Origin of the sequence: Ureibacillus suwonensis, from assembly GCF_042655065.1 — a bacterium.
GTDB classification, from domain to species: domain Bacteria; phylum Bacillota; class Bacilli; order Bacillales_A; family Planococcaceae; genus Ureibacillus; species Ureibacillus suwonensis.
The window spans coordinates 1-17,710 of record NZ_JBHSNQ010000013.1 but is presented as its reverse complement, the minus strand read 5'-3'; the positions used below and the strand labels follow the sequence as shown (position 1 = coordinate 17,710).

Annotated in this window: 17 protein-coding genes; 3 read left to right on the top strand and 14 right to left on the bottom strand. The window is 44.8% G+C overall.

Annotation, left to right across the window (positions count from 1 at the left end; genetic code table 11):
- Window positions 1-312 precede the first annotated feature (312 nt).
- From uvrA to ACFPOH_RS01260, 3 genes are all read right to left on the bottom strand, one after another.
- Window positions 313-3,180, bottom strand: coding sequence for an excinuclease ABC subunit UvrA (gene uvrA, locus ACFPOH_RS01270; RefSeq protein ID WP_342581037.1), 2,868 nt, complete (start codon window positions 3,178-3,180; stop codon window positions 313-315).
- A 73-nt stretch (window positions 3,181-3,253) separates the two neighbouring features.
- Window positions 3,254-5,236, bottom strand: coding sequence for an excinuclease ABC subunit UvrB (gene uvrB / locus ACFPOH_RS01265; RefSeq protein ID WP_342470137.1), 1,983 nt, complete (start codon window positions 5,234-5,236; stop codon window positions 3,254-3,256).
- 180 nt (window positions 5,237-5,416) lie between these two features.
- A complete protein-coding gene (locus ACFPOH_RS01260) occupies window positions 5,417-5,656 on the bottom strand; it encodes an IDEAL domain-containing protein (RefSeq protein ID WP_342581036.1) in 240 nt (79 codons plus the stop codon).
- Between the two features lie 346 nt (window positions 5,657-6,002).
- Between ACFPOH_RS01260 and ACFPOH_RS01255 the strand changes: the two genes are divergently transcribed.
- On the top strand, window positions 6,003-6,524 hold the full coding sequence (locus tag ACFPOH_RS01255) for a competence protein ComK (RefSeq protein WP_342470139.1): 522 nt from the start codon (window positions 6,003-6,005) through the stop codon (window positions 6,522-6,524).
- Here the strand turns inward: ACFPOH_RS01255 and ACFPOH_RS01250 are convergent.
- The 6 genes from ACFPOH_RS01250 to thiD form a co-directional block, all read right to left on the bottom strand.
- Window positions 6,479-6,859: a YhjD family protein gene (locus tag ACFPOH_RS01250; RefSeq protein ID WP_342470140.1), complete on the bottom strand. Its 381-nt coding sequence runs from the start codon at window positions 6,857-6,859 to the stop codon at window positions 6,479-6,481. The genes ACFPOH_RS01255 and ACFPOH_RS01250 overlap by 46 nt on opposite strands.
- A 394-nt stretch (window positions 6,860-7,253) precedes the next feature.
- Complete coding sequence (locus ACFPOH_RS01245; protein ID WP_390308640.1) at window positions 7,254-7,463, bottom strand: MbeD/MobD family mobilization/exclusion family protein; 210 nt, start codon at window positions 7,461-7,463, stop codon at window positions 7,254-7,256.
- 89 nt (window positions 7,464-7,552) lie between these two features.
- Window positions 7,553-8,663 (bottom strand): peptide chain release factor 2 gene (gene prfB / locus ACFPOH_RS01240; RefSeq protein WP_342470142.1). Its coding sequence is split into 2 segments (ribosomal slippage): window positions 7,553-8,590 and window positions 8,592-8,663, totalling 1,110 coding nucleotides; the frame shifts between segments, so codons are not numbered across the junction.
- The gene (locus tag ACFPOH_RS01235; RefSeq protein WP_390308661.1) at window positions 8,589-8,789 is read right to left on the bottom strand and encodes a hypothetical protein; all 201 of its coding nucleotides are present in this window, start codon (window positions 8,787-8,789) and stop codon (window positions 8,589-8,591) included. The genes prfB and ACFPOH_RS01235 overlap by 75 nt, the downstream gene beginning before the upstream one ends.
- Window positions 8,790-8,836: 47 nt before the next feature.
- Complete coding sequence (gene secA, locus ACFPOH_RS01230; RefSeq protein WP_342581034.1) at window positions 8,837-11,344, bottom strand: preprotein translocase subunit SecA; 2,508 nt, start codon at window positions 11,342-11,344, stop codon at window positions 8,837-8,839.
- Between the two features lie 260 nt (window positions 11,345-11,604).
- On the bottom strand, window positions 11,605-12,429 hold the full coding sequence (gene thiD / locus ACFPOH_RS01225; RefSeq protein WP_390308639.1) for a bifunctional hydroxymethylpyrimidine kinase/phosphomethylpyrimidine kinase: 825 nt from the start codon (window positions 12,427-12,429) through the stop codon (window positions 11,605-11,607).
- A gap of 157 nt (window positions 12,430-12,586) precedes the next feature.
- On the opposite strand from thiD, the gene ACFPOH_RS01220 reads away from it, so the two are divergent.
- Both ACFPOH_RS01220 and ACFPOH_RS01215 read left to right on the top strand, forming a co-directional pair.
- Window positions 12,587-13,567, top strand: a complete 981-nt coding sequence (locus tag ACFPOH_RS01220) for a DMT family transporter (protein WP_342470145.1) — start codon at window positions 12,587-12,589, stop codon at window positions 13,565-13,567.
- 161 nt (window positions 13,568-13,728) lie between these two features.
- Window positions 13,729-13,866, top strand: coding sequence for a hypothetical protein (locus ACFPOH_RS01215; RefSeq protein ID WP_342581033.1), 138 nt, complete (start codon window positions 13,729-13,731; stop codon window positions 13,864-13,866).
- A gap of 153 nt (window positions 13,867-14,019) precedes the next feature.
- Here the strand turns inward: ACFPOH_RS01215 and hpf are convergent, their stop codons facing one another.
- From hpf to ACFPOH_RS01190, 5 genes are all read right to left on the bottom strand, one after another.
- Window positions 14,020-14,574 (bottom strand): ribosome hibernation-promoting factor, HPF/YfiA family, encoded by a 555-nt coding sequence (hpf, locus tag ACFPOH_RS01210; protein ID WP_342581032.1) that lies wholly within the window; start codon window positions 14,572-14,574, stop codon window positions 14,020-14,022.
- Between the two features lie 489 nt (window positions 14,575-15,063).
- Window positions 15,064-15,468, bottom strand: a complete 405-nt coding sequence (fliS, locus tag ACFPOH_RS01205) for a flagellar export chaperone FliS (protein WP_342470147.1) — start codon at window positions 15,466-15,468, stop codon at window positions 15,064-15,066.
- 213 nt (window positions 15,469-15,681) lie between these two features.
- Complete coding sequence (locus tag ACFPOH_RS01200; protein ID WP_390308638.1) at window positions 15,682-16,821, bottom strand: flagellin; 1,140 nt, start codon at window positions 16,819-16,821, stop codon at window positions 15,682-15,684.
- Window positions 16,794-17,423, bottom strand: a complete 630-nt coding sequence (locus ACFPOH_RS01195; protein ID WP_390308637.1) for a flagellin — start codon at window positions 17,421-17,423, stop codon at window positions 16,794-16,796. The genes ACFPOH_RS01200 and ACFPOH_RS01195 overlap by 28 nt, the downstream gene beginning before the upstream one ends.
- A gap of 24 nt (window positions 17,424-17,447) precedes the next feature.
- A partial coding sequence (locus tag ACFPOH_RS01190) for an ATP-binding protein (protein WP_390308636.1) occupies window positions 17,448-17,710 on the bottom strand: 263 nt, incomplete at its 5' end.

The window sequence follows — 17,710 nt, the reverse complement described above, 5'->3', positions numbered from 1 at the left end:
TTATTGCAATGAAATTTATCATTACATTAGCAGAAGATTGACATCTATAAAAGTGTCAATTATTAATAATAAGACCATGTCAGTTTGATGGGTGTTTGGGAAAAGAAAACATTTCCCTTCTTCAATGCAATCATCGCCGAAGTGGAATATTTTTTCGCCTAGGGGATGAATTTTATCGCCACATTTGGAAGGATAATCGCCTAGGGGAAAAATTTCACCTTCCCGAAATGAGTGCATCTTCAAAATAAATATTTTTCTTTTATACAAATAAAAAATAGTAGCACCGTTCTGCGTGCTACTATTTTCTACTGCTTACTTATCCGCGGCTTGGGCCAACAGCTTTTCCATCCGTTTGCGATCCCGTTCCAAAATCGGTTTCAAGTAGCGGCCGGTATACGAATTCTCATGCTCGGCCACTTCTTCAGGCGTGCCTGTTGCGACCACCGTGCCGCCTTTGTCCCCGCCTTCCGGACCCAAGTCGATAATATAATCCACCGTTTTGATCACGTCCAAGTTATGCTCAATCACTAGCACTGTGTCACCATTTTCCACCAGGCGCTGCAACACCGAAAGCAGTCTTGCAATGTCGTCCGTATGAAGTCCGGTCGTCGGCTCGTCCAAGATATAGAAGGATTTTCCTGTTGAGCGGCGATGCAATTCAGAAGCCAGCTTCACCCGCTGCGCTTCCCCACCGGACAAGGTTGTGGCAGGCTGTCCCAATTTCATATAACCGAGCCCGACATCCACCAATGTTTGAAGCTTCCGGTGGATTTTTGGAATGTTTTCAAAAAACTCCGTCGCTTCTTCAATGGTCATATCCAATACATCGGCAATGTTTTTGCCTTTGTATTTCACTTCCAACGTTTCGCGGTTGTACCGTTTTCCATGGCAGACTTCACATGGAACGTACACATCCGGCAAGAAGTGCATTTCGATTTTGATGATGCCATCGCCGGAGCAGGCTTCGCACCGTCCGCCTTTGATGTTGAAGCTGAATCGGCCTTTCTTATAGCCGCGCACTTTCGCTTCATTCGTTGAAGCAAACACTTCGCGGATGTCATCAAATACGCCTGTATATGTGGCCGGGTTGGAACGGGGCGTGCGTCCGATTGGCGACTGGTCGATGTCGATCACTTTGTCCAAATGTTCAAGGCCGGTGATTTCCTTATGTTTCCCCGGTTTTGTTCTTGCCCCATTCAATTCATGGGCCAGTTTTTTGTATAAAATCTCATTCACCAATGTGGATTTTCCGGAGCCGGATACACCGGTCACCGCCACAAACATGCCCAATGGAATGTCCACTTTGATGTTTTTCAGATTATTTTCCGCGGCGCCTTTAATCGTAATTTTACGGCCATCCGGTTTTTTCCGGTCGCGGGGCAGTGGGATGAATTTCTTGCCGCTCAAATATTGCCCTGTGATGGATTTTTCATTATTCATCACTTCTTCCGGCGTTCCGGCTGCCACTATTTCCCCGCCGCGGGAACCGGCTCCGGGACCGACATCGATCAAATAATCCGCCGCAAGCATCGTATCTTCATCATGTTCCACCACAAGCAACGTATTGCCAAGATCCCGCATTTGTTGCAACGTATGGATCAATTTGTCATTATCCCGCTGATGCAATCCGATTGATGGCTCGTCCAGCACATACAATACCCCTGTGAGCCGTGAGCCGATTTGGGTCGCCAAACGGATGCGCTGGGCTTCTCCCCCGGATAACGTTCCGGCTGTGCGGCTCAATGTCAAATATTCCAAACCGACATTCAATAAAAACTCCAGGCGGTCCTTGATTTCTTTCAAAATCAAACGGGCGATTTGCATGTCCTTATCCGATAATTGAATATCGGAAAAGTATTGATACAGTTCCGCAACGGATAAATCCGTCACTTCCGAAATATTTTTTCCGTCAATTTTGACGGCGAGGCTTTCCGGTTTTAACCGTTGCCCCTTGCAGGTTGAACATTTCTGCTCCGTCATGAATTTTTCCATCGTCTCCCGCACCCAATCGGATGTGGAATCCCGGTAGCGGCGTTCGATGTTGTGCACGACGCCTTCAAAGACAATATCTTTATTGTGGACGCTGCCATATTCGCTTTCGTAATAGAAATGGATTTTTTCCCCGTTCGAACCATATAAAATGATGTCCAATTGTTCCTTCGGCAATTGGGATACCGGCACGTCCATCGGAATGTTGTAATGGCTGCACACCGCTTTCAGCAACTGCGGGTAGTATTGGGAGCTTGTCGGTTCCCATGGCGCGATGGCATTTTCTTCAAGGGTTTTATTCCAATCGGGAATCACCAAATCGATGTCCACTTTTAATTTGGAGCCAAGTCCATCGCACTCCGGACATGCCCCGAATGGACTGTTGAAGGAGAACATGCGCGGTTCCAGTTCCCCAATGGAAAATCCGCAGATGGGGCACGCATGGTGCTCGCTGAACAACAATTCCTCATGCTCCATCACATCCACGACGACCCGTCCATCGGCAAGTTTCAGCGCCGTCTCCAACGAATCGCTCAACCGCGCTTCAACGCCTTCTTTGATGATGATGCGGTCCACCACCACTTCGATGTTGTGCTTTTTATTTTTATCCAGTTCAATGTTATCATCCAAGTCACGCAGTTCCCCATCGACGCGGACACGGACATAGCCCTGTTTTTTCAAATCTTCCAAAAGCTTCGCATGCGTTCCCTTTTTCCCGGAAACCACCGGCGCCAACAGCTGCACCTTTGTCCGCTCCGGATATTCCATAATGCGGTCCACCATTTGTTCAATCGTTTGGGATGTAATTTCAATTCCATGAGTCGGGCAGACCGGCTTCCCGATGCGGGCAAACAACAAGCGCAAGTAGTCGTAAATTTCCGTTACCGTCCCCACCGTTGAACGGGGGTTGCGGCTTGTCGTTTTCTGGTCGATGGAAATCGCCGGGGACAACCCTTCTATGGAATCCACATCCGGCTTGTCCATTTGTCCCAAAAACTGGCGGGCATAGCTGGACAAAGACTCCACATATCTACGTTGCCCTTCCGCGTAAATCGTATCAAAGGCCAAAGAAGATTTCCCGGAACCGGAAAGGCCCGTCAACACGACAAGCTTGTCCCGGGGAATCGTTACATCAATATTTTTCAAGTTATGGGAACGTGCACCTCGCACGACGATTTGCTTATTTTCCACATTCGTCACCTTTCTGTTTTCGAGTAGCGGGGGATTTCCCTTCCCCCTTGTTCTTTTTGACCGGACCATTCTGTCACATCTCTGATTTCAATTCAAAAATGGTATCCCGCAATTCCGCTGCCCGTTCGAAGTCCAGCGCCTTGGCAGCTTCTTTCATTTCTTTCTCCAATGCTTCAATTAATTTTTCCAATTCGGATTTCGTCAATTTCTTGCCTTTTGTCACTTTTGTAATATATTTTTCTTCCTCTTCCGCCGCATGGGTTGCGCGGATCAGTTCCGGAATTTCTTTTCGGATCGTTTTTGGTGTGATGCCATGTTCCTTATTATAAGCTTCCTGAATGGAACGGCGGCGTTTCGTTTCTTCAATGGCTTTTCTCATCGAATCCGTGATGGTATCGGCATACATGATGACATGGCCATTGGCGTTCCGGGCTGCGCGCCCAATCGTTTGGATCAAGGATGTTTCCGAGCGCAGGAACCCTTCTTTATCCGCATCCAGAATCGCGATCAATGATACTTCCGGAATATCCAATCCTTCCCGCAGCAAGTTGATGCCGACAAGCACATCATAAGTCCCTTTTCTCAATTCGCGAATGATTTCGATCCGCTCAAGGGTTTTGATTTCAGAGTGAAGATAGGCCACTTTGATGCCCATTTCCTTCAAATAATCCGTCAAATCTTCCGCCATTTTTTTCGTCAATGTGGTCACAAGCACCCGTTCATTTTTCTTCGTCCGCTTTTGAATTTCATCCACCAAATCATCAATTTGGCCTTCAATTGGACGGACGTCAACCGTCGGATCAAGCAGTCCCGTCGGCCGGATGATTTGTTCAATCATTTCCGGACAATGCTCTTTCTCATACGGTCCAGGCGTTGCGGATACATAAATGGCTTGATGGATATGCTGTTCAAATTCCTCAAATTTCAACGGGCGGTTGTCAAGGGCTGAAGGCAATCGGAAACCGTAATCCACCAACACTTGTTTCCGGGCCTGGTCGCCGTTATACATGCCCCGGATTTGCGGCAATGTCACGTGGCTTTCATCCACAACAATCAAGAAATCATCCGGGAAATAATCCAGCAACGTGTACGGAGTGGCTCCCGGTTCCCGCAATGTCAAGTGGCGGGAATAGTTTTCGATGCCGGAGCAGTAGCCCATTTCCCGCATCATTTCCAAGTCGTATTTTGTGCGCTGTTCCAAACGTTGCGCTTCCAGGAGTTTTCCTTCCGCTCTGAATTTTTCCAGTTGTTCTTCCAACTCTTTCTCGATGTTTTCAATGGCCTTTTTCATTTTGTCTTCTCTTGTAACGAAGTGGGAAGCCGGGTAGATGGCGACGTGATTGCGGTCCCCGATGATTTCTCCGGTCAATGCATCCACTTCCCGGATACGGTCGACTTCATCCCCGAAAAATTCGATGCGGATGCAATGTTCATCCCGGGAAGCCGGGAAGATTTCCACTACGTCCCCGCGCACCCGGAACGTACCACGCTGGAAGTTCACATCATTTCTTTCGTACTGGATGTCCACTAACCGGCGGAGCAGCTGATTCCGCTCGATTTCCATCCCTTTTCGGATGGACACCACCATCTCGCGGTACTCGTCCGGATCCCCTAAACCGTAAATGCAGGAAACGGATGCCACAATGATGACATCTCTTCTTTCAAACAACGCGCTTGTGGCGGAGTGGCGCAGTTTATCAATCTCGTCGTTGATACTGGCATCTTTTTCGATGTATGTATCCGATTGCGGCACATACGCTTCCGGTTGATAGTAGTCGTAGTAGCTGACGAAATATTCCACTGCATTGTTCGGGAAAAACTGTTTGAATTCGCTGTATAGTTGTCCGGCGAGGGTCTTGTTATGGGCAATGACCAACGTCGGTTTATTGACTTCCTGGATGACGTTCGAAATGGTGAAGGTTTTCCCCGTTCCTGTCGCACCGAGCAGCGTTTGATGCTTTTTGCCTTCCCGGATGCCTTGAACAAGCTGGGCAATCGCTTTTGGCTGATCGCCACTCGGCTGATAGGGAGCGTGCAATTCAAAAGTATCGGCCATATTTCACTCGTCCTTTCCCAATATGTCGTATGAATATTTTAGCATATCCTACTGTAAATATCATTCATTTCGCGAACGTACATTCTGAAAAACGTGTTTACAGGCACAAAAAATGCCGCCTTTTGCATGCTTGTATAAGCTTGTGCAAAAGGCGGCTTTTTTTATATGGATAGTGGTGGCTCAGTTCAGTGACTCCTGCAACTCATTCAATTCCTTCGCATATTTATGGAACGCTTCTTCATTTCTTTCATCCAACGCCTGATCGATGAAATCCCTTAATTGTTCAATCCGATGTAATCTTTGTAATCGGTTCAAGAACAAGTCTACGTAAATTTCGTTCAACAATTTTTCAGAATCGTTTACTGCTGGATTTGACCCTGCTGCACTAGAGAAGTTTGCGTAAAAATTATTTTTATCCATCGATATCACCCCGATTCCTTTTTTCTATTATAAAAAATCGGGTGTGAATTTTCAATATTTTTAGAAAAATAAAACTCTTGCAGTATAATTTTAGTCATTTCTACTTTCTTTTTCCTTTTTATTATGTGTAAAAAAGCATATATGTGCATGAATTCACTTTTTGATTTTCCGCATCATTATGCGAAATGGAATGCCGAAATTTTGATTTTGGTCGCAAAAACGGGTTGAAATATCGTTTTTCAGTTTATTCTGTATTTTCAAAAATTTGTATTGATTTTCTAGCACTTTCCTATTATTATGATATTAGAACTACCAAATTACCATATTTTTAGAAAGGGTGAAAAAAATGGCTGATTTGAAAGATTTCGATTGGTATTACATTACTCCTAATACGTATGTCGTAGAACCTGTCGAGTATAACGGCAAATCTTGTTCACGGGTCTATGACAAATTCGAAATTTTTTACATCGATAAGAAACCGCTGAAACTCCTCAATGACACTTTCAGAAAGCTGGGCACCACTTACAAAGCGTCTATGGACTTTTCAAAAAGGTTTTTGGGGAAGGGGAAACATAAAGTTCCAATCGTTTTGTCTTATGATCAACCATACGTCTTTTTACCGGTCCTATCACCCTCTTCTTCAAAAAATATTTGGATTGCGCAACATGCGATTATTAACATCCGAAAAGGCAAAGATGGCACCATCATCACTTTAAAAAATGAAGTGGAAATCGAATTGCCCATCCACTACACTTCTTTCTGCGCACAATACGCATGTGCCACAATGCTTCTAAAATATGCGTTAAAACAGAGAAAGCTTTTTCAAAGGGAACTGGATTTTCTGGATGACCCGGATGATGACAAATAATCATTCAACAATTCCTCAACACGATTTCGCAACCGGATATTGGAATACCTTCTGACTTCGGAAACCTGCTTGTAATAAAACAGGTATTCTGTGAACAGGTCGTCCCTTTTCCCTTGAACGACCTTTAAAGAATTCTTTTTCAAATAGGATTTGGTGTTTTGCAAATCTTTCTCGGCCAACTTTTTGGCTTCTTCAATCAAGTGTACATACGGCCGCTTTAATTTAAACGGACCTTTCTCTATAAGTTCATAATCTTTTTCCAACACGATGAGCAACATCGGCAAATAAATGGCTGATTCCAAATACGGCACAGCTTCAATCGGGATGTGCGCCATACAAATTCCTCCCTGATAAAAATCTTTGGATAGGAACAAATGTTCTATTTCTATTATAGAACATATTCCATGAAAAATGCAATTGTGGATTTGTTGGGGAGAAGCAAATTTGATCAAAATACATAACTTTCTGAAGAGGGTGTGATTCGGAGCTCACCCAATCTTCCCCCTGTAAAAAGGGTGGGCTCCGTGTTCATATGAAATGGCTGCCTGAAAGTGGATTGATATCGACTTTTTGGCAGCTTTTTTCTTTTTTAAATGGAGGGTGCGGTTTTGAACTATGGGAGGCCACTTTGTGGGGATAAAATCCATTATTGGTGTGGATGCTGCCTAAATGGGGTTAGATGATGGTTTATTTAGTGAGGATGAAGGGGGATTGGGGGATGAAGGGCATTTATGGGGGAGCGTTTCGTGCAGATTCACTCTCAACTCCTGCCAATGCATATTTCACTTGCGCGGATAGCACCTCTGCTTGCTCGGATAACTCCTCGACTTGCCTGGATAACTCCCCTACTTGCCCGGATAACTCCTCTGCTTGCTCGGATAGCACCTCTGCTTGCTCGGATAGCACCTCAAATCCCATCACCACTTGCACAAATAACATCTTTCAATGTGCTTCGCCAAAATTGGCTCCTATTCAAACAAAAAAACGTGCAGAACCATCCATTGATTCTGCACGCTTTCAACCATCCATTATTTTTTCGATGCGATTTGGGAGCGCAAATATGCGTTAATAAACATGTCAATCTCGCCATCCATCACCGCTTGGACGTTTCCGGTCTCCACATTCGTGCGGTGGTCTTTTACCATGGAATATGGATGGAACACATATGAACGGATTTGGGAGCCCCATCCGATTTCCTTTTGCTCCCCGCGGAGTGCGGCCAATTCTTGCTCCTGCTTTTCAATTTCCAATTGATACAATTTCGCTTTCAACATGTTCATCGCTTTTTCGCGGTTTTTGATTTGGGAACGTTCCGCCTGGCAAGACACCACAATGCCTGTCGGGATGTGGGTGATGCGGACAGCGGAATCCGTCGTGTTGACGTGCTGGCCGCCTGCACCAGTGGAACGGTACGTATCGATTTTCAAATCTTCCGGACGGATTTCGATTTCAATTTCATTATTGAACTCAGGCATCACTTCGCAAGAAACGAAAGAAGTATGACGGCGGCCGTTTGCATCGAAAGGCGAAATGCGCACGAGGCGATGCACCCCTTTTTCCGCCTTCAAGTAACCGTATGCGTTATGGCCTTTAATGAGCAATGTCACCGATTTGATTCCGGCCTCATCCCCAGGAAGATAATCCAGCGTCTCCACTTTGAAGCCATGTTTTTCCGCCCAACGCGTATACATGCGGAGAAGCATGGAAGCCCAGTCCTGGGATTCCGTACCGCCTGCTCCCGGGTGAAGCTCCAGGATGGCATTGTTTTTATCATATGGTTCGCTTAATAAAAGCTGCAACTCAAAGTTTTCCAATCTTTCCTCGAACTCTTTCAACTCCTGGACGAGCTCTGCCTGCAAATCTTCATCCGGCTCTTCTTTCAACAGTTCAAGGGTCATTTCCAAATTTTCTTGAGTGGAAGATAAATCATTCAGTTCATTCACGATGGATTTTAAACTATTGACTTCATTAATGATGCTTTGGGCTTTGTTTTGATCATCCCAGAAATCCGGCATCATCATGATTTCTTCCAACTCTTGAATGCGGGCTTCTTTGTTTTCTAAGTCAAAGAGACCCCCTGAAATCCGCCAATTTTTCGGCTGTATTTTCCAACGTGTTTCTCACATCTGATAATTCCATAAAAGTTCCTCCATTTATCCATTTGATTTTGAATAGGAACAATAGCGGCATCCCGCCGCCATGCACATCCTCACGAAACAAAACCGCGCCATCGGAAAGATGACAACGGTTTTGGATAAATACCATTGTACGTAAAACCTGAATTTCACAAACCCATCTTATGCAAAATCACATTAGGATATTGCGCCATGGCAGTTTTTATATTTTTTGCCGCTGCCGCATGGACATGGGTCATTTCTTCCGATTTCCTGTTTTTTGCGGATTGGTTGGCGTTTCGGCTTTTCGCCGTCTTCTTTCGGATTCACCGCTTGTCCTTTTGCCACTTCTTCACGTTCCAAGTTGCTGCGGATTTGTGCTTTCATCGCATATCTTGTCACGTCTTCGCGGATGGCGGCAACCATATCTTCAAACATCGCGAAACCTTCTTGCTCATACTCACGCAACGGATCTGTTTGTCCATAAGCGCGGAGGTGGATACCTTGACGCAATTGGTCCATTGCGTCGATATGGTCGATCCATTTCGTATCGATGGAACGGAGCAAGATGACTTTCTCGAACTCGCGCATGCGCTCAGGCGTCAATTCTTGTTCTTTTTCGTTATAGCGTTCAATCACTTTATCGTAAATAAACTCGATCATTTCTTCAGGGGATTTATCTTGAAGATCGTTCACCGTAATCTCGCCTTCATCGAGGAGATTGGCTTTGATATAATCTTCCATCGCCTTGAAGTTCCAGTCATCTTTATTGCCTGCCGTATGCGTATGCACCATGTTTTCGATGGATTCGCGGATCATGTTTTCCACCAGTTCGCGCATGTTTTCGGATTCCAACACCGCGTTCCGCTCTTTGTAAATCACTTCCCGTTGTTGGCGCAACACTTCATCGTATTGCAACAAACGTTTACGGGCATCAAAGTTGTTGCCTTCCACGCGTTTTTGGGCGGATTCCACCGCTTTGGACACCATTCTTGACTGGATCGGCTGGGAATCGTCCATCCCCAATTTCGTCATCATGGCTTTCATGCTGTCGGAACCGAAGCGGCGCATCAAATCATCTTCAAGGGACAAATAGAATTGGGATACCCCAGGATCCCCCTGACGTCCGGAACGACCGCGCAACTGGTTGTCAATACGTCTGGATTCGTGGCGTTCTGTCCCGATGACCGCAAGTCCGCCAAGCTCTTTGACCCCTTCGCCGAGCTTGATGTCCGTACCACGGCCGGCCATGTTGGTCGCGATGGTCACGGCGCCTTTTTGTCCGGCTTGGGCGATGATTTCCGCTTCCCGTTCATGGTTTTTCGCATTCAATACGTTATGCGGAATTTTATGTTTTTTCAACATCTCCGAAATGATTTCAGAAGTTTCAATGGCCACCGTACCCACAAGCACCGGTTGCCCTTTGGCATGGCGTTCCGCAATGTCTCTGACCACCGCTTCAAATTTCCCTTTCATTGTGGCATAAATGAGATCCGGTTTGTCGATACGGGCAACCGGTTTGTTTGTCGGAATCACCACAACGTTCATATTGTAGATATTGCGGAATTCCTCTTCTTCCGTTTTCGCTGTACCGGTCATACCGGCCAATTTTTTGTACATACGGAAGTAGTTTTGGAAGGTAATCGTTGCCATTGTCATGGATTCGTTTTGGATTTCCACGCCTTCCTTCGCTTCAATCGCCTGATGAAGCCCGTCGGAATAACGGCGTCCTTTCATCAAACGGCCAGTGAAGCTGTCGACGATGATGACTTCCCCGTCTTGCACCACATAGTCCACATCCCGGTGCATCGCCACATGGGCTTTCAAGGATTGGTTGATGGCATGGAGCAAGCGGACATGGGACAAATCGTACAAGTTGTCGATACCGAACGCTTTTTCCGCTTTCGTAATACCGCTTTCCGTAAGTGTAACGGTTTTTGTCGTTTCATCATACGTGTAATCTTCATCTTTTTTGAGCATGCGGACGAAAGCATTCGCCTGAACATAAAGTTTGGCGGAACGCCCTGCATGTCCGGAAATGATCAACGGTGTTCTCGCTTCATCGATCAAGATGGAGTCCACCTCGTCGACAATGGCGAAGTTTAATGGCCGTTGCACTTTATCCTCTTTATAAAGCACCATGTTGTCGCGCAAATAGTCGAAACCAAGTTCATTATTGGTGCTGTATGTAATGTCCGCTGCATAAGCCGCGCGTTTTTCTTCTTTCGTCAAGCTGTTCAAGTTGAGCCCAACCGTCAAACCTAAAAATTCATACAGTTTGCCCATTTCTGTGGCGTCACGTTTTGCTAGGTATTCATTGACTGTCACCACATGGACACCTTCGCCTGGAAGGGCATTCAAATAAACAGCCATTGTGGAAGTCAATGTTTTCCCTTCCCCGGTTTTCATTTCAGCGATGTTTCCGTCATGCAACACCGCGGCCCCCATCACTTGCACGCGATAAGGGTACAAGCCGAGCACTCTTCGCGCGGCTTCACGGCAAACAGCGAAAGCTTCAGGCAACAAGTCGTCCAAACTTTCACCGTTTTGATAACGCGCTTTGAATTCCTCTGTTTTATTGCGAAGTTCTTCATCAGAAAGCTTTTCCATTTGTGGAGCCAATGCATCCACTTCATCCGCGATTTTATTCAACCGTTTCAATTCTTTTTTGTTAACATCGAATAATTTATTTAAAATATTTGCCATCGAAAATCTTCACTTCCCATTCAGTCTTAACTTTCATTTTATCATTCGTGGAATATTGGTGCAAATAAGCGCCATTGTTTTAAAGAAGTTGTCAGATTTAATCGGGAGAAAGATGACAGTATGAACCACAATTATTATTGCTCAAAAGACAATAAATTGGAAGGGAGAAAATGAATGGAAATGGATTGGGGGAATGGGGATTCTCACAAATAAGAAAAGCAGTTTATGCCGGGACACCAACACACACTGCCTTTCACCAATTAAACTTCCGTTATTCGCACTTCCTCTTCCCCATACAGCTTATAAGCGCGATGATCAATCATTCCAGGGGCATATTCGAAAGGAATGAAGCGTTTGATGCCCGCTGTGACAAACTTTTTGGCATTCGCCACCGCTTCTTCAATCGGTTTTCCTTTCGCCAGTTCCGCCGTGATGGCTGCCGAATAGGAACAACCTGCGCCATTAGTATGGATGGTATCAATTCGAGGGGCTTCCAATCGGATCATTTTATTCCCATCGTACAAAATGTCCACTGCCGGCCCTTCAAGACGGCCGCCTTTCACAAGCACATATTTTGGACCGAGCTGCAGAAGGTCTCTTGCCGCGTCCTGCAAATCCCCGATGGAGTTGATTTCCTGGCCGCCGAGCAAATAAGTGGCTTCCGGCATATTCGGCGTAATGATGGTCGCCTGTGGAATCAGCTTCGTTTTGAGCGTTTCCATCGCATCAAAATCAAGGAGTGGCGAGCCGAATTTCCCGAACATCACCGGATCGACGACGATGTTTTCGATTGAAGCGGTTTCCAGCCAATTTGCCACCAATTCAATGATTTCCTTTGAAAAGAGCATGCCGGTTTTCAATGCATCGATGTCCTCTTGTTCATTGATGATGAGAAGTTGCGCTTCGATGGCATCTAAAGGCTGGATGAACAAGCCTTGTTCTTTGCTTGGATGTTTGGCGTTGATGGCGGTGATGGCCGTAAACCCGTACACCCCAAGTTCCTGGAAGGTTTTCAAATCCGCCTGGATGCCGGCACCACTGCGGGCCGCTGCTCCTGCCACTGTACATGCTTTAGGTAATGTCATGACTTTTGCTCCTTTTGTCAAACCCTAGTAGAATTTTAAATTTATTTTAATTCTTTTATGGCATGGATGAAAATATTCAAAACCGGCAATTTGTATAAGGTCAGATGGAGGAAGCAGGAAAAGGCCAAATGCCTGCATCTCCAAAAGGGCACCAATCATGGAATTTCCACATATACTAATGGGCACCCATCAAAGCCACTACGCTACGGAAGAAGGTTGTCCATTGTCAGAAAGGAAAAATCCATCCGTTTCCTATATACTTCTTGCCTTGTTAATCATCATTTGGGGTGTGAGCTGGCCCATCTATAAACATGGGGTTCAATTTATGCCTCCGCTCCTCTTCGCCGGCATCCGTTCCTTTATCGCGGGAATCCTCCTGTTCATATTCGCGTGGAAATCGCGGCATTTGATCCGGTTCAAAGAACATTGGAAGTTTTACGTCATCTCGGCAATTTTAAATAATATCCTTTACCTTGGCCTGCAAACGGTCGGGATGGTGTATTTGCCGGGGGGACTGTTTTCCGTGCTTGTCTACATCCAGCCGGTGCTGCTCGGCATTTTGTCCTGGTGGCTTTTGAATGAACAGATGACCATCGCCAAAATGGCAGGCCTGGTGCTCGGCTTTACCGGGATTGTGCTGGTGAGCATGGATGGCTTGATGATCCATCTCTCGGCCATCGGGGTGATTCTCGCCCTTGCCACGGCACTTGCTTGGGCCAGCGGGGTCATTTTTGTCAAGAAATTAAAAACCCGCATCGATTTCTATTGGATGGTCGTGATGCAATTGATCCTTGGCGGCGGAACGCTTCTCCTTTCCGGGTACTTCTTTGAAGGCGTCCATGCAATCGTTTGGAACGTGGATTTGATCAGCACCATCGTTTGGGGCGGAACGGCAGGAATGGCTGCGGGGCAAGTGATTTATTTTAAACTGATGAATGAAGGGGAAGCAAGCAAAGTCGGCGCCTATACGTTTTTAGTGCCGATCATCTCCGTCTTCGTCAGTGCCATCTTTTTGGATGAAGCCATCACGAAAAATTTGTTTATCGGGATGATGTTGGTCGGTTCAAGCATTTATTTGGTGAATCGCAACATCGGAACGGGGGCAGCTACTGGTCATCACTTGAAGAATAACAGATAAGGGGACTTCTCCATTTCAAGCCGGGGATAAGGAAAAGTGTTTCATGGGGGAGCAGACATAATATTTAGGGGCTGTACGAATTTTGGGGGCTAACCCAAAAACTTTAGGGGATGCTATACGATTTTGGGCGGCTAACCCAAAAACTTTAGGGGCGGCTGTACGTGCTGCGGCGCTTGTGCAGCAGTGTGGCACAACCTTCAGGGGAGCGCTGTACGATTTTGCGGTGGCTTGTGTGGAAGTATGAAGCGCAACCTTCAGGGGCGGCTGTACGTGCTGCGGCGGCTTGTGTGGAAGTATGAAGCGCAACCTTCAGGAGCCTCCGTAATGACTGCGGCAGCTTATGTGAAAGCATGTCACACCCCTTCTCTGAACCCCCCGATGCATTATCGTTAATGTGAAAAAGCTCCCTGCTGACATGCAGCAGAGAGCTTGGATTCGGTTTGGGAAAAGAATTAAGTTGTTTCGATTAAGCCGTATTTTCCGTCCTTGCGTCTGTAAACGATGTTAGTGCTGTTTGTTTCCGCATCAGTGTAAATATAGAAGTCATGGCCGAGCAGGTTCATTTGAAGGATGGCTTCGTCTTCGTCCATTGGTTTCAAATCAAATTGTTTTGTACGAACGATTTCAAATTCTTCTTCTTTTCCGTTTTCATGATTGTTTGGAACAGAAGTGCCGGCGAAGTAAACGCCTACACCTTCACGGTCACGGAGCTTGCGGTTGACTTTTGTTTTATGTTTTCGGATTTGACGTTCAAGTTTATCTACAATCAAGTCAATTCCTGCATACATATCTTCATGACGTTCTTCGGCACGGAGCGTTAAGTTTTTCAACGGAATTGTTACTTCCACTTTCGCTTTCTTGTCATTGTATACTTTCAAGTTTACATTGGCAGTTGCGTTAACTCCTTCATTGAAATATTTTTCAATTTTCTGAACTTTGTTGATAACGTATTCACGTATTGCTGGAGTTACTTCAATGTTTTCACCACGAATGTTAAAGTTTAGCATGTAAACTCCTCCTTTACTTACCCTATGTAAATTATATTCTACATAAGTTTGCAAATTCCTTCTATAATTTATGTGATGTTTTTAGGAATTCGACAAATTTTCAAAATCCAAAAAAGGAATGAATAAATCAAGGAAAATTGGACAAAGATGCCCTTCCATGACCGATTTCAACCGCCATTGATCTGTCATCCGCAACCGGAATACAACTGCCGAAATCCTTCAGTGCTTATAACGTTTATACCCTAAGTACATACGGACAAACACCCTTTGCTAAAAATTACTGTATATTAATAAAAAGATTGGATCCATACCTGGAGCATTGTCGAAACATCTTTCCTTTTTCCGCTAATTTACATACAGGAAATGCGAAGGTGCGCATCAGGGAACTTTCCATTTTTCCTGATTTTAAAAAACGCCTTGCAGCCAAACAGAAGGATGCAAAGCGTTTTTATGGGGAAATAGGAAACACGCAGGATATTTCAAAGCGATCTACACTTGTTGCACATTTTGAAATTGCTGTTGGCGGTTCAGCTTGATGACCTCTTTCCAAGTATCGCGGAACTCTGTTGCCAGCCCAATCACTTCATCCACCATTTCGGTGTCGTTTTTTATATTCGCTTCAACCAGGCGGCGGTTCATGTATTCATATAATGGATAAATTTGTTTGGATATTTCATATTCCATGTTGAGCGTAACCATTAATTCCGTAATGATATTTTGGGCTTTTTGAAGATTCGTATTTTTCTCTTCAATGTTTTTTTCTTCCATTGCCTTTTTCGCCAAATTTAAAAATTTAATGCAGCCGTTGTAAAGCATTAATGTCAATTCCCCAGGAGATGCAGTGTTCACACTGTTTTGTTTGTACGCCTTGTAAGCGTTAAGTTGAAACGACATATACGACTCCCCTTTTAAACACACATATAAAGAACTACGATTATTTTACTATCATTTTATCATATTTTTGGTATTTTGTAGATATTTAATCTTAATACTGTAATTGGATGAACCGTAATGTATGGTCGTTCCAGCCCCTCTGTTCCGGACATTTTACATAAAGAAAAAAGAGATACTAATGAATCTAGTACCTCCTAAAATATCCGAACCTGACTAACCAAGAAGATTTAAAACCCCGGAAGATTGTTGATTGGATTGGGCCAACATGGCTTGCACCGCCTGAGATAAAATGCTGTATTTCACTTGTTTCAACATTTCGCTTGCTATATCTGCATCCCTTATACGGGATTCGGATGCGGTCATATTTTCATTATAGTTCACTACATTATTCGCGATATGGTCCAGGGAATTTTGATACACCCCAAATTTTGCCCGCTCATCCGAGATGATTTGAATGGCAATATCTATTTTTCCAATTGCTTGACTCGCATGATCCCTAGACTTTACATCAACGGAATCAACTCTTAAACTCGCCGTTGTGGCATCCGTCAAATCGACAATAAATTCATTTCCCGAATTTGGGCCGACTTGTAAAATTAAACCTAATACAGAATTTTGTTTAGTCGCTTCAGAACCCGAGTCGCTGCCACTGTCTGCATCATCAGAAGGAGAGCCGGGAGAATCAAGATCATAGGGTCCTGAGATATAAATCCCTGAATTATTGGTAACGGCATCTCCGACCGCAATGAAATGATCCCCCATAGAGACAACGTCATATAATCCGTTATTCCAGTAATTTGAAGGCACACGGATCCAGGTTTCGCCATCCAAAGAAATTGCGTGGCCCAACGTTTCTGAACCAACTATCACAAAATGCCCACCTGTCCATCGAACTTTATTTAACGGAGAATTGGTGATTGAAGGGCCTATAAATTCAGTATCATCCGACCAATTAATCCCATCCGTGGAATAATAGATCTTGCCAAGTGTCCCATAACCAGTAACGGCGACATATTTTCCATTGCCATACGCGACACTTGAAAACGTTCCAGATATAGGCTTGCGGAATTCCCAAATCACCCCGTCACTTGAGACGCCGGTCAATGATGTGCCGGAAACAAAGAATTCATCGGTTTCTTCATTCCATATGACATCCACTATTCTTCGATTCGTCCCATCATTGGGGACCGCCATTTCATCCCATGTTTTCAAATCGGTTGAAGAATACATGGTCATATAAATTTTCAAGTTGTTCCCGTATGCGCCCGTCTGTTTCCAGCCAACCGCGACATAGGCACTTCCATTCGAAGCAATGCTCGAAATTTCTATACCTGTATACGGACTTTCGAGCACAATATCCGGAATGGTTTGTTTCCATTCGTAAGCATCTCAGAGACAAAAACGCCTCCTTGATTACTCACCGCAACAAATTGCCGGTTATCTTCATCCCACACGACATCCTTGAAGTAGTTCGACCCAAGAGTGATTTCATCGCCATCCATGTTTTTCAGGACAGCCCCTTTCGACCAATTGGTGCCGTCATATCGGATGACCCCATCTTGTCCAACAATGACTAATAGGTCCCCATTATACTCGACACCATAGTGATCCCAAAGTATATTAATACCGAGTTCCTCTTGCCGTATGTGATAAAACCGCATCGGCACCAGATTGGCAGGCAAATCCTCCTCATCAATGGGAGGAATCAGCGGTTCATCATCAATGGATTGGAAATATTGATCGTAATAAGAAGGGTCCTTCTTCACGTTCAACAAGTGGATTCCATTAAAATTTGTATTTTTGGCAATATTGTCTATACTTTGTTTCAATTGATCGATTTCATTTTGCACTAATTGGCGGTCTTCCTTTGTCAAAGTATCATTTGCGGCTTGCACGCTTAATTCCCTCATCCGATGCAACAGGGAATGGATTTCATGTAAACCGCCNAAATGCATACATACACTTGCCAAATTCCATGGTTAACGTTGAGAGATTGAGTCTTTGTATCGGTGACTTTCACCATTGAAGATGATTAAATGAGAATGATGAATCAGCCGATCAATGACGGCCTCTGTTAAAATGGGATCGCCAAAGACATTATTCCATTGGCTAAAAGGTAAATTGGTTGTCACAATGATGCTTTTGGTTTCATAACACATGGAAATAACTTGAAATAATAACTCTGCCCCCTGTTTATGCAATGGAATATAGCCCAATTCATCAAGAATCAAGAGATCCAACT

What these genes read in the sequence shown, in the direction of transcription:
- uvrB (WP_342470137.1), bottom strand. Translation starts at nt 5,236, where the DNA reads ATGGCCGATACTTTTGAATTGCACGCTCCCTATCAGCCGAGTGGCGAT.
- ACFPOH_RS01260 (WP_342581036.1), bottom strand. Translation starts at nt 5,656, where the DNA reads ATGGATAAAAATAATTTTTACGCAAACTTCTCTAGTGCAGCAGGGTCA.
- ACFPOH_RS01255 (WP_342470139.1), top strand. Translation starts at nt 6,003, where the DNA reads ATGGCTGATTTGAAAGATTTCGATTGGTATTACATTACTCCTAATACG.
- ACFPOH_RS01250 (WP_342470140.1), bottom strand. Translation starts at nt 6,859, where the DNA reads ATGGCGCACATCCCGATTGAAGCTGTGCCGTATTTGGAATCAGCCATT.
- ACFPOH_RS01245 (WP_390308640.1), bottom strand. Translation starts at nt 7,463, where the DNA reads ATGTTATTTGTGCAAGTGGTGATGGGATTTGAGGTGCTATCCGAGCAA.
- ACFPOH_RS01235 (WP_390308661.1), bottom strand. Translation starts at nt 8,789, where the DNA reads ATGGTATTTATCCAAAACCGTTGTCATCTTTCCGATGGCGCGGTTTTG.
- secA (WP_342581034.1), bottom strand. Translation starts at nt 11,344, where the DNA reads ATGGCAAATATTTTAAATAAATTATTCGATGTTAACAAAAAAGAATTG.
- thiD (WP_390308639.1), bottom strand. Translation starts at nt 12,429, where the DNA reads ATGACATTACCTAAAGCATGTACAGTGGCAGGAGCAGCGGCCCGCAGT.
- ACFPOH_RS01220 (WP_342470145.1), top strand. Translation starts at nt 12,587, where the DNA reads ATGGAATTTCCACATATACTAATGGGCACCCATCAAAGCCACTACGCT.
- hpf (WP_342581032.1), bottom strand. Translation starts at nt 14,574, where the DNA reads ATGCTAAACTTTAACATTCGTGGTGAAAACATTGAAGTAACTCCAGCA.
- fliS (WP_342470147.1), bottom strand. Translation starts at nt 15,468, where the DNA reads ATGTCGTTTCAACTTAACGCTTACAAGGCGTACAAACAAAACAGTGTG.